The sequence below is a fragment of the Paenibacillus sp. Leaf72 genome (assembly GCF_001422685.1).
Lineage (GTDB): Bacteria > Bacillota > Bacilli > Paenibacillales > Paenibacillaceae > Pristimantibacillus.
The window spans coordinates 41,229-53,552 of sequence record NZ_LMLV01000033.1 but is presented as its reverse complement, the minus strand read 5'-3'; the positions used below and the strand labels follow the sequence as shown (position 1 = coordinate 53,552).

Genomic DNA, 12,324 nt, shown 5'->3' with positions numbered 1-12,324 from the left:
CGCACAACACGAATTGACAACGGGGCGACGATACGCTATAAATAGGATTAATGATTGTTCAGATGTGAAACTTCGTTGACGAGAACGAGTATGTATCGTGGCTTGATCCCCAGAGAGTCGTTGCTTTGCTGCAAGACGACGTTCAAGCAGTTACAGAATATCATCTCCGAGAAGCGGCGCCGAAACTTTTCCTAACCAGCTATTGTAGCTGTACGGCAGAAGGAGTAAGGGCCGACGGTCCGTCCTCCGTTACAAGGACCGTGGATGCTAAGGCATTCACGCCAAAGGTGCCGTCTTTTAGGCTGCTTATGCAGCGACATTGACGGAACAAGGGTGGTAACGCGAGCAAGCCTCGTCCCTTCTACAGGGGCGGGGCTTTATTTTTTTGAAAATATAAGCCTGCATAAGTTTCATTCTTATAAAGGGCTTCTAATTGTCGGGAGGAATTTGAAGATGCAACGTGTAGATGTGAAGGAAAAAGCAAGAACGCGCGAGCTTCGCGTATTAAAGCAGTGGGCGGATAACGATACGTTCAAAAAGTCGATTGAAAACCGTGAAGGCAAACCGAATTTCGTGTTTTATGAAGGTCCTCCGACCGCTAACGGCGCGCCGCATATCGGCCACGTGCTGGGCCGCGTCATTAAAGATTTTATTTGCCGCTACAAAACGATGTCCGGCTACCGCGTCGTTCGCAAAGCGGGCTGGGATACGCATGGCCTTCCTGTAGAGCTTGGTGTTGAGAAGCAGCTCGGCATTTCCGGCAAGCAGGAGATCGAAAATTACGGCGTAGAAGCTTTTATCAAAAAATGCAAGGACAGCGTCTTTGAATATGAGAAGCAGTGGCGCGAGCTGACCGAGGGCATCGCTTATTGGACAGATCTTGACAACCCGTACATTACGCTTAAAAACGAATATATCGAAAGTGTATGGCATATTCTCTCGACGATTCATAGCAAGGGCTTGCTGTATCGCGGTCACCGCGTAAGCCCATATTGCCCGTGCTGCCAAACGACGCTGAGCTCCCATGAGGTTGCTCAAGGGTATGAGGACGTTAAAGATTTGAGCGCAACGGTCAAGTTTAAGCTTGCGGACACTGGCGAATCCGTGCTGGCGTGGACGACTACGCCTTGGACGCTGCCGGCAAACGTAGCGCTTGCTGTTCATCCGGAGCTCGAATACGTTCGTGTAGCAAGCAATGGCGAAGTGTTTATCGTCGCTAAAAACCTGGTAGAGAGCGTATTTAAAGAGGAGCACGAAGTGCTGTCCTCGCTTAAGGGCTCCGAACTGGTTGGCCAAAGCTACGAGCCGCCATTCCGTTACGTTGCCGTTTCCAATGCGCATAAAGTCATCGCTGGCGATTTCGTAAGCGATACGAGCGGTACAGGTATTGTACACATTGCGCCGGCGCATGGTGAGGATGACTATAGAGTGGCACGCCAAAACGGCATCAGCATGCTGAACGTCGTGAACAATGCCGGCCGTTATGTCGATGAAGTGACCGACCTCGCTGGACGCTTCGTCAAAGATTGCGATGTCGACATTGTGAAAATGCTTAGCGAGCGCGGCCTGCTGTTCTCGAAGGAGCGTTACGAGCATAGCTATCCGTTCTGCTGGCGTTGTAAATCGCCGCTCTTGTATTATGCGACAGAAAGCTGGTTCATTGAGACGACGGCCGTTAAAGATCAGCTGATCGCTAACAACAATGGAGTAGACTGGTACCCAGGCCATATCCGCGAGGGACGCTTCGGCAAATTCCTTGAGGATTTGGTGGACTGGAACATCAGCCGCAACCGCTATTGGGGAACGCCGCTGAACGTATGGATTTGCGAAGCGACGGGCAAGCAATATTCGCCTGGCAGCATTGCCGATCTGCGCGAGCGTGCGGTTGGCGACGTGCCGGAGGACATTGAGCTGCATAAGCCTTACGTCGATGAAATCAAGCTGAAATCGCCGTTTGCCGAAGGCGCAATTATGACGCGTACGCCAGAAGTGATCGATGTATGGTTCGACAGCGGCTCCATGCCGTTTGCGCAGCATCATGTTCCTTTTGAAAATAACGATCGTTTTGCCGAACAGTATCCGGCAGATATGATTTGCGAAGGCATCGATCAGACGCGCGGCTGGTTCTACAGCCTGCTTGCGGTATCGACGTTATACAACGGCAAGGCGCCGTATAAAGCGGTTATTTCGACCGGCCATATTTTGGATGAAAATGGTCAGAAAATGTCCAAATCCAAAGGCAATGTTATTGATCCTTGGGAAATCATCAACGAGTACGGCACGGATGCTTTCCGTTGGGCGCTGCTTGCGGATAGCGCACCTTGGAACAGCAAACGTTTCTCGCGTTCGATCGTGGGCGAAGCAAAATCGAAGGTCATTGACACGATTGTCAATACGCATGCCTTCTATGCGCTGTATGCAACCATCGATGGCTTCGATCACAAAACACACGAAGAGCGTCATTCCGCGAATAAGCTGGATCGCTGGATCGTATCGCGTCTGAACAGCCTGATCAAGACGACTGTGAAAGGCCTTGACGGAAATGACTTCCTGAATCCGGCGAAGGCGATTGAAATTTTCGTTGACGAGCTAAGCAACTGGTACATCCGTCGTTCCCGTGACCGTTTCTGGGGCAGCGGCCTGACCGAGGACAAAATCAATGCCTATCAAACGCTGCGTCATGTGCTGCTGACACTGGCACGCGTCATTGCGCCATATGCCCCGCTTCTTGCGGAAGACCTCTATGGCAACCTTGGCGGCGGAGAAAGCGTCCATCTCGCAAACTATCCTACAGCAGACGAGTCCGCTATTGACCTAACGCTAGAGCAGGATATGGAGAGCGCGAAGCAAATCGTCGAGCTTGCCCGCAACGTTCGCAACGAGACGGGCATCAAGACGCGTCAGCCGCTGTCTGAGCTGATCGTGTCCCTTGACCGTGAGTTTGACGTGGCAGGCTATGAGGAAATCGTGAAGGATGAAATCAATGTCAAATCAATCGTCGTGCAAAACAGCGACAGTGGATTTGTGGATTTCACGCTTAAGCTGAACCTCAAAGTGGCTGGTAAAAAATACGGCAAAAACGTTGGTCCGATTCAGGCTCACCTGAAATCGCTAACGGCCGACGAAACGCGTGCCGTTATAGCGCATGGCGCGCTCGCTATGGCTGTGGATGCGGAAGAGCTGTTCATTCCTGTCGAGGAGCTGCTCGTTGAGAAGCAAGCGAAATCCGGTTTTGCGTCCGCTTCTGGCGGCGGCATTACCGTAGCCTTGAATACGGATATTACGCCTGAGCTGGAGCAAGAGGGCTGGGTGCGCGAAGTGATTCGTGCGGTTCAAGATACGCGCAAAAAGCTGGATCTGCCAATCGAGAAGCGCATTGACCTTGTGCTGAGCGTCGATGAAGGATTGCGCACAGCGCTTGAAGCGTTCAGCCATGTGCTGGAGGAAAATGTACTGCTGAGCAGCGTTTCCTATGAAGAGCAGGAAGGCAGCGAGCGGGTCCAATTGGGCGAGAAGGAAATTGGCATTTTGATCAAAGGCTAAAGCCAGGGCGCGAAGAAAATTGTGCCAAGCTTGTTTTATTCAGCATAAGAAAAAGGCGTTTAAGGATATAGTATAAGGAGCAAATAAAAAACGAGCATAGCTTATGCTCGTTTTTTCCTTATTTTATGCCTGGGAGGGATGCTGATGAAAGAGCTGGAGCGTAAGCCGATTCGTTCCGTGAAGGAAGAGCAGTCGCTCGAACATACGCTAAGCAAGCTGGATAGCAGGCTGAGCAAGATAGCGGCGGAAATGGAACGTACGCAAATAGCCGAATATGTGGATTTGCTTAATCGGCCAATCAGCCTCATATGGCGCAATGTGCTTGCTGGCTTGGCGAGAGGCGTCGGTATCGCGATTGGCTTTACTTTTTTTGCAGCGACGATTTTGTATGTATTGCAAATTTTAGGGGCGCTCAATTTGCCGATTATCGGCGACTATATTGCGGATATCGTGCGCATCGTTCAGATTCAGCTGGAAGGGAAAAACTATTAGGCAGTAGGTTACATACATTGACAAAGACAAACGCTCCGTTATTTATTCATAATGCTGGCCTTATAAGAGCAGGGGCCTTTTTATGAACAAATAACGGAAGCTGCTGTCTATGAGCGAAACGTATTTAACGGTCCTGCTCCAAATGGTGGTCGCCTTCATTGCTTTCCATATAACGCTTATATTGTGAATTATGAATAATGGACACATGGCGCCCGGTAATATCGGTGGCAACGAAGCTTTCAAGCTGCTCTACAAAACCTTCATTTTCCTCGGAGGCCGAGCCAATATGCTCATAATCGGTTGCTTCGCGGTTGTCAGACATGGCCGGGGAGTCGGAGTTGCCCCATTGCTCGACAATTTGCCACGCATCTTCGCCGTCGAAGCCGGCCCAGCCCGTGTAGGCTTTTTCACTGGAATAGCCGTAAGGCATTTGAATCGTCTCTTCCTCAATTGGACGCTGCGCGTCCAGATCTTGCCGCGGAGCATGGTCCAGGCAATATAAGCAATCTGGAATGGCTTCCAGCCGTTCATAAGGAATAGGCTCCTTGCACACAATGCAGGAACCGTAGGTCCCGTTTTGAAAAGCTTCCAGCGCCGCATCAATTCTGTACAAATGCAGCTCCTCCTGCTCCAGCAGGGCAATGTCTTTGCTGCGCTCGAACATATCAGTTCCGGAATCCGCTGGGTGATTGTCGATTGTTGAAAGATCGCTGTTATTCGATTTCCATCCCGTAGCAAGGCCATAGTGGCCGTTATGCTCAAGTCGTTGTTCAATGTCTTGCTTGTCCGATATTAACCGAGCATGCAGCTCGCTTAGCTGTTCCATTGTAGGCAGCCTCATGTCAGGCACCGTCCTTTGCGCATTTAGTCCTCCGCACTGCAGAGGCTGGCTCATTCCATATTGACTATGCTACAATAGCTTGGGACATATGACGGAATGTTATGCAGACGGAAAGGCCTTGCATGCACAACGAAAGGAGAAAGTAGATGCGTTATTACTACTACTGGATCGCTTTATTCGTATTTGTTGTAGATTTTATAACGAAGAAAATAATTGCGACACAGCTGAACCTGGGTGATTTGATTAGTGTAATTGGCAATTTCTTTTACATTACATCGCACCGCAACAAAGGGGCTGCCTTTGGTATTTTGCAGGAGCAGCGTTTATTTTTTATCGTCATTACGATTGTTATTTTAGCCGCGATTATCTGGTACATACAAACGACTCGGAAGCTCGGCAAAGTATGGTTGTTAACAGGTCTTGGACTTGTGCTTGGCGGAGCGTTCGGCAATTTTCTGGACCGGGCGATGTACGGCGAAGTTGTCGATTTCCTGCTGTTTAATTTCGGCAGCTATTCGTTCCCGATTTTTAACGTCGCTGATTCGGCGATTTGCGTAGGTGTCGCATTGATATTAATTGATGCCTTGCTGACCTCGAAGCAGGAGAAGCAGGATCAAATGAGAAGTGAAGAGGATAAGGAGTCTAACCCGAATGAGCAGCAAACCGTTTGATGAGCAAGAAATAGAGCAAGAGTTTGAACTGGAAGAGCAGGAGCAAGTTGGTTTTGTCATTGACGAGGATCAAGCTGGCGAACGTCTGGACAAAGTCGTAACCGAAGCGATGGATGATCCGTCTATATCGCGCACGCAAGTGCAGGAATGGCTTAAGGTCCAAGCTGTAACGGTAAACGGCCAAACAGGCAAAAGAAATTATAAAGTTGCCGCGGGCGACGTTATCGTCGTTACGATTCCCGAGCCGGAAGAGGCTGTCATTGATCCTGAAAATATACCGCTTGATATCGTCTATGAGGATAGCGATGTCATCGTCATTAACAAACCGCGCGGACTAGTCGTTCACCCCGCACCGGGCCATTCATCGGGCACCGTTGTCAACGCGCTCATGTATCATTGTAAAGACCTGTCGGGCATTAACGGCGTACTTCGTCCCGGCATCGTCCATCGCATTGACAAGGACACCTCAGGACTGCTGATGATCGCGAAAAATGATTTGGCTCACGCTTCGCTCGCTGCGCAGCTGAAGGACCATTCGATAACGCGCAAATATATCGGTTTGGTGCATGGCAATTTGCCGCATGACCATGGCACGATTGATGCGCCAATCGGCAGAGATACGAATGACCGTAAAATGTTTACAGTCACGGAGCGCAACAGTAAGCATGCGGTAACGCATTTCATGGTTATCGAGCGTATTGGGGAAGACTATTCGCTAGTGGAGCTGCAGCTCGAGACAGGGCGCACGCATCAAATTCGCGTCCACTTAAAGTATATTGGCTATCCGCTGGCAGGCGATCCGATGTATGGTCGCAACAAGACAGTAGCGCTTAAAGGACAAGCGCTGCATGCGGCAGTGCTTGGCTTCAAGCATCCGCGCACAGGCGAGCTCATGCATTTCGAAGCGCCGATTCCCGGCGATATGAACCATGTATTGAGCGTACTGCGCGGCCGATAAGCCGGGCTGGAGCGTCCTTGCACTTGGCGGAGCAGTATCGCGAAAATACAAACTTTTGGGCAAATCCTTTATTAAGTCTCGGGGAAAAGTAAGCTATTCTAGTAGTTAAAGGATTGGTGATAAATAATGACGAACATTAATCATAATTACCAGGAGCTGCAAGGCAGCTATTTATTTTCCGAGATCGCAAAGCGTCGCACCCAGTTTATTAAAGAAAACCCGAATGCCGAAATTATTAGCTTAGGGATTGGCGACGTTACGCGGGGGTTGCCGGAAGCGGTTGTTAAAGCGATGCACGAAGCTGTGGACGAGCTGGCTGTACCAGGCTCATTCCGCGGATACGGCCCGGAGCAAGGATATGACTTCTTGATTAACGCCATTATCGAGAATGATTACAAAGCACGCGGCGTCGATATTCAAACGAACGAAGTGTTTTTGAGCGATGGCTCAAAATGCGACGTCGGCAACATTCAGGAGATTTTTAGCCAAAACAGCATCGTAGCGGTTCAAGATCCGGTGTACCCGGTTTATGTGGACACGAATGTTATGGCTGGACGCTCTGGCAAATACAATACAGATTCGAAGCGTTATGAAAATATCGTTTACCTGGAGTGCACAGCGGAAAACAACTTTACGCCAAGCCTGCCAGACCGCAAGGTGGATCTGATTTACCTGTGCTACCCGAACAATCCGACGGGCATGACGCTTTCCCGTGAGGAATTGCAAAAATGGGTTGACTACGCAAAAAGCAACAATTGCATCATTTTGTATGATTCGGCTTATGAAGCTTTCATTCAAGAATCGGATGTGCCGCATAGCATTTATGAAATTGAAGGCGCGAAGGAAGTTGCAATCGAATTCCGCAGCTTCTCCAAAACAGCAGGCTTCACAGGCGTTCGTTGTGCTTACACCGTCGTTCCTCGCGAGCTGAAAGGTTTCGATGACAACGGCAAGGAAGTATTGATCAATGATCTGTGGAACCGTCGTCACACGACGAAATTCAACGGTGTGTCTTACGTCACTCAGCGCGGCGCAGCAGCAATCTACTCGCCAGAAGGCAAAGAGCAGATTAAAGCACTGGTGGACTACTACATGACGAATGCGAAAATCATTCGTGACGGTCTTGCTTCGATTGGTCTTGAAGTATTTGGCGGCGTTAACGCGCCGTACATTTGGCTGAAAACACCAAACGGCCTCGATTCATGGGCCTTCTTCGACAAGTTGCTTTCGGAAGCGAACATTGTGGGTACGCCGGGCGTCGGCTTCGGACAAAGCGGCCAAGGCTACTTCCGCCTGACTGCATTTGGCAGCCGTGAAAATACGGAAAAAGCGGTTGAACGTATTCGCAAAATGTCGCTGTAAGCCAAACGGATAAATGGCTTGCATAACATATGCCATAAGACAAAAAAGCTTCGCAACCTCAGGTTGCGGAGCTTTTTTTCTTGAATTTTTTCTTCATATAATAGATGGAAACGAGCAGTGCCGGAAGTATAAAGCCATGGGTGAAATCCCAGTCGATCCAGTAGGGAACAATCGTTTTGACATAATACAAAAGATTGGGTGCAATCATCATGGCCAGACCAAACATGAGGAAGGAGGTTGGAACGATGAGCGGTTTGAAGGTAGAGAGCCTCAGCAGCTGCGCCGTTCCGATCGAGAAGGCGTAAAAATAAAGCACGGTTTTGAAGAAGGTTGAAATGACCCAGGCAGTAGCTATTAAAGCTTCAATACGCTGAAGAAAAGCCCCGATATTGATTTTTTGCGTCAGCACATAAGTCGAATAAATATTATGCTCGGTAAAATAAGCGCCGAGAACCGTCAAGGAAATAAACACGAGCAGGAAAAGCAGCAGTGAAGCGCATAAGGCCGAGATAAGCACATCCTTGTTTCGATGAGCTGGTTTGGAGGCATAGGGGAAAATCATGAGAAAGGAGCATAATTCCCCGAACGGATAAACGCTGAACATCATCGTAGCATGAGCGAATGACGGCCCTTCCGAGCCAAAATAGGGCTTTAACCGTTCTAAATCCATTTGCGGGATCAGACAGACAATTAAAGCTAAACAAATAAAAATAAACAGTGGCAGCAAGATTTCGGCGCTTCGGGCAATCGACTCAATGCCATTCCATACGCCCCACATGAGGATCAGCACGAACAAGAGATGGATGTAGCGAATAGGTGTACTCAGGAACAGCTGAGTTGTCAAAAAGTCTCCAACCTCACGGATGAAGGTTGAGCCAGCCAGCAGGAAAAAGAGCAAATAGGCGCAGCTGAGCAGCGCCCCCAGCCATTTTCCGAGAATACGGTCATTGATTTGAACTAGATTGAGCTTTGGGTAAAAGCTGCTCAAATGGAGAATCAGCCAAAGAATAAGCAACCCGATAGGTATGCCGAACAGGGCGGCGATCCACCCATCCTGCTGCGCGTAGCCCGCAATAATAGCAGGTATGATCAAGATCATATCGCCAACAGCGGCTAAAAAAACAAGCACGGCCAGCTGTCTTGCGCTAATTCTTCCTTTTTCCAGCATGGCATAGTGGCTCCCTTCATAGTTTAAGGTCGGAACATTCGATCGAAAAATTGATTGACGGGCTCATAAATCGTAATTAACGCATTAAGCGGGCTTGGCACAGGCTGCACATTTGCTGCGTAAATGCTGAAGGTGGTTCCGGCACTGAGCAGCAGAAAATAAGCAAAAGCCTCTCGTTTCAGCTTTTTTTTGATTAAAGCGGGCATTTGAATCATCCCGAAGGAAATAGCGACACATAATACAATGAGCGTTGGCAGTGACATTGGTTTACTCCTTTATATCCTGTAAAATAGAATCGTCGAGCATGCCGACCCCTCGCAGTTGAACATGAACTTCGTATTCTATCTTCAGTCTTGGGAACTCCTCATCCCAATGATCGCGTAATTGCGCCCACTGCTTGGGATTATTTCGGCTAATATTCAGACCAAATCCAAAAATGTCGGATTTAAAACGCTTTTGAACAGTTTTTACAGATTCTTTCATAAACATTTCGATTTTTTCGCTGCCCTCCTTCTCAATGATTTTGAGGTCATCCTGACTAGAGATTGGCACGGTACAAGCATCTCCCATGATGCTGGACATATTGTTGACTTTAATGTGGATAACCGGCTTTCCGTCTACAATTTTGGAGGTAACATCGGTCTGGCTGCGCAGTACCTTGATGTTTAGCTTGTCTTTATGGTCCGGGCAAGGTAAGTTTCCCGTCGTACTTTTTATATTGTTTGTAATATAGTTATAGCCTTTGCTTTCCTGCTCGTTCATCCAGCCAAGCAGCCTGTCCTTCTTGAGCACTGCCATGCCAGTATACGTCAAATTCGCTGCGGGCTTAATTGTCGTCAAATTATCCTTATTTCCACCGTGCTGCTTATCACCTATAATTTGGACGCCAGTCAGTACAGGCTCCACTCCGTCGCTAATCATTTTCTCCAATAAATCGTCAGAGGCGGTAGTAATAGTAGGTGCCCATGTTTTTGCGGAATTTTGCAGGGAAAGGAACAGGTTATTGGCTGGAATGGTTTCCAGCGGGGTTAAAATATTCAAAATTTCCGAAGCTTTCGAATGGCGTGCAATCATCACATAATAGTCTGGCCGGATTTCCGGATGCCGCAAAAAAGTTTCCAACTCATCGGCAATGCCCATTCTAGCGACCGCTTCGCTGAAAATAAGTACGCGAATATGGGACATATAGCTAATCCGTGGGTTAATCAAGCTCATTTTATTAATCGCTTCGAGGACGGTGGGCGCGCTCGCTTGGTACAGCGTTACGGGCGTTGTCGTGCTTTTTCCGGAATTGGATGCTACTTCCGATGGGACGACGATCTGGCAGGATACTTCCAGCATATTGTTCTTTCCCTTATCGATCGCCATAGCAAGAACGATGCCAAGTTCGTTCATTTCCTGACGGTCCCAGCAGCCGGTTATCAACAGCAAAATTAAAGCGGCAGCCAACAAGGAAATACCTGTTCTTTTCATGCGGCGTCCCCTTCCTTATAAGCGTTTCGTACGTTTCTTTTGCCTTTTTTTCTGTCCATTGCCATTGGAGTATGGTCGATTCATCATATGCGTCCATGGCATACGAAACAGTGAATCTTTTATATCTGAAGCTACGAATGGGCCGAATGGGCTCATGTATGCTGCACCAAACGAACGCAAATTCGTCAAATGAAGCAAAATGGCCAGCATTCCGAGCAAAATGCCGAAAAATCCGAACGTTGCCGCTAGAATCATGAGCAAAAAACGCAAAATCCGTACGGCGATCGACATGCCGTTTTCGGGAATGACGTAGCTCGATATGGCGGTAATCGAGACGATAATGACCATCGCTGCCGATACGACGCCAGCGTCTACAGCTGCCTGTCCGATAACGAGCGTGCCAACGATGGATACTGCCTGGCCTACCGTCTTAGGTATGCGTACGCCCGCTTCGCGCAGAATTTCATAGGTAAGCTCCATAAGGACGGCTTCGATGAACGCAGGGAACGGTACGCCCTCGCGCTGTGCTGCGAGATTAATGAGCAGGCTGGTCGGCAGCATTTCCTGATGAAAAGTCGTAATGGCGATATAGAAGGAGGGCGCAAGCATGGCGATAAAAAACGATAAATAGCGAATGAGCCGTAACAGGGAGCTGATATCTGCGCGCTGGTAATAGTCCTCGGGCGATTGGAAGAAATGGACGAACAGTGAAGGGACAAGCATGACGAACGGAGTGCCATCGACGATAATGGCAACCCGACCTTCCAGCAGTCCGGCAGCGACCGTATCAGGGCGCTCGCTGTTGTAGATCGTGGGAAAAGGTGTCAGTGTAACGTCCTGAATCAGTTCCTCAATATAGCCGCTTTCCAAAATGCTGTCGATATCAATATCATCCAGCCGGCGCCGCACCTCTTCGATTACACCTTTATCAACCAGATGTTTCATGTACATAAGAGCAACGGATGTTTTTGTTAGTTTTCCGATTTGCCGCGTTTCCAACCAGAGCTGAGAATCTTTAATTCTTCTGCGGATTAAAGTGGTGTTCGTACGCAGATTTTCTGTAAAAGCTTCCATAGGCCCGCGAACGACTGATTGCGATTGTGGTTCGGTTATACTGCGGTCTTCCCAACCAGCCGCGCTAATGCTAATGGCTTGCATGCTGTTATCCAGGAGCAATACAATGGCGCCGGACAGCAGGCGATGGAACAGAAGCTCCATCTCATCGATATAATCGGTGTTTCCGGCGATTAATACATCCTCTTTCACATGAGTTAAGCGATCATTCGGATCGTCAAACTTTGGCGTGTGCTCATTCGCATAGCCCATAAGTGAGCCCAATACCGACTGATGAAGCATTTGAATATCAATCATGCCTTCAATATAAACGAGAGCGCCAGGCCACAGATGCAGGCAGGAGAACCGTTTGACGACGAGATCCGAGCTGCCGCCGATTTCAGTTTGAATATGCTGGATGCACGCATCGAGTGAAGCGGGCAGGCTGACTTTTTCATGTGGCCGTGATACGTGCGACTGCATCTTGTTCCCTCCTGCTTGCAAAATGTCCGTAGTTGCTGGTTAGTATGCCAACAGATTGCCATAAATATGATAAACATCCAGCACAAGGTGGGCAGATCGTGTTTAAGGCTGCTGCCACTTGACATCTTATGTCGAACGTGGGATAATTCCTTTGGTATAAAGTTGTACCTTTAACTCAGTCCTGTGAGGCTGGCAAGGTAGCGTGAATAGTTGATTAATTAAGCTGGGGACAAGAAACTCCTCATCTTCCGCAACTCATAAGGTTGGCGGGGATGGATGG

Annotated in this window: 10 protein-coding genes and 1 other annotated feature; of the genes, 5 read left to right on the top strand and 5 right to left on the bottom strand. The window is 48.7% G+C overall.

Going from position 1 to position 12,324, the window contains the following annotated elements; all coding sequences use genetic code 11:
- The first annotated feature begins 66 nt into the window (after positions 1 to 66).
- Positions 67 to 363, top strand: a binding site (T-box leader).
- A 90-nt stretch (positions 364 to 453) separates the two neighbouring features.
- Positions 454 to 3,543, top strand: coding sequence for an isoleucine--tRNA ligase (ileS, locus tag ASF12_RS27570; RefSeq protein WP_056041609.1), 3,090 nt, complete (start codon positions 454 to 456; stop codon positions 3,541 to 3,543).
- 144 nt (positions 3,544 to 3,687) lie between these two features.
- Positions 3,688 to 4,035: a DUF5665 domain-containing protein gene (locus ASF12_RS27565; protein WP_099520895.1), complete on the top strand. Its 348-nt coding sequence runs from the start codon at positions 3,688 to 3,690 to the stop codon at positions 4,033 to 4,035.
- A 124-nt stretch (positions 4,036 to 4,159) separates the two neighbouring features.
- Here the strand turns inward: ASF12_RS27565 and ASF12_RS27560 are convergent, their stop codons facing one another.
- Entirely contained in the window at positions 4,160 to 4,876 is a 717-nt protein-coding gene (locus tag ASF12_RS27560; RefSeq protein ID WP_056041607.1) for a TraR/DksA C4-type zinc finger protein, read from the bottom strand.
- 146 nt (positions 4,877 to 5,022) lie between these two features.
- Between ASF12_RS27560 and lspA the strand changes: the two genes are divergently transcribed.
- From lspA to ASF12_RS27545, 3 genes are all read left to right on the top strand, one after another.
- A complete protein-coding gene (gene lspA, locus ASF12_RS27555) occupies positions 5,023 to 5,547 on the top strand; it encodes a signal peptidase II (protein ID WP_056041605.1) in 525 nt (174 codons plus the stop codon).
- The gene (locus ASF12_RS27550) at positions 5,528 to 6,505 is read left to right on the top strand and encodes an RluA family pseudouridine synthase (RefSeq protein ID WP_056041603.1); all 978 of its coding nucleotides are present in this window, start codon (positions 5,528 to 5,530) and stop codon (positions 6,503 to 6,505) included. The genes lspA and ASF12_RS27550 overlap by 20 nt, the downstream gene beginning before the upstream one ends.
- A 126-nt stretch (positions 6,506 to 6,631) precedes the next feature.
- A complete protein-coding gene (locus tag ASF12_RS27545; protein WP_056041601.1) occupies positions 6,632 to 7,867 on the top strand; it encodes an LL-diaminopimelate aminotransferase in 1,236 nt (411 codons plus the stop codon).
- Between the two features lie 58 nt (positions 7,868 to 7,925).
- Here ASF12_RS27545 and ASF12_RS27540 read toward each other — a convergent pair whose 3' ends face one another.
- Genes ASF12_RS27540 through ASF12_RS27525 form a run of 4 tightly spaced genes read right to left on the bottom strand, consistent with a single transcriptional unit; the run spans position 7,926 to position 12,044 of the window.
- Complete coding sequence (locus ASF12_RS27540) at positions 7,926 to 9,035, bottom strand: GerAB/ArcD/ProY family transporter (RefSeq protein ID WP_056041599.1); 1,110 nt, start codon at positions 9,033 to 9,035, stop codon at positions 7,926 to 7,928.
- A 23-nt stretch (positions 9,036 to 9,058) separates the two neighbouring features.
- On the bottom strand, positions 9,059 to 9,298 hold the full coding sequence (locus tag ASF12_RS27535) for a hypothetical protein (RefSeq protein WP_056041597.1): 240 nt from the start codon (positions 9,296 to 9,298) through the stop codon (positions 9,059 to 9,061).
- A 4-nt stretch (positions 9,299 to 9,302) separates the two neighbouring features.
- The gene (locus ASF12_RS27530) at positions 9,303 to 10,508 is read right to left on the bottom strand and encodes a Ger(x)C family spore germination protein (protein ID WP_056041594.1); all 1,206 of its coding nucleotides are present in this window, start codon (positions 10,506 to 10,508) and stop codon (positions 9,303 to 9,305) included.
- Positions 10,509 to 10,523: 15 nt separating this feature from the next.
- Positions 10,524 to 12,044 carry a spore germination protein gene (locus ASF12_RS27525; RefSeq protein WP_056041592.1) on the bottom strand — a complete coding sequence of 507 codons (1,521 nt, stop codon included), beginning with the start codon at positions 12,042 to 12,044 and terminating at the stop codon, positions 10,524 to 10,526.
- Positions 12,045 to 12,324: the final 280 nt, after the last annotated feature.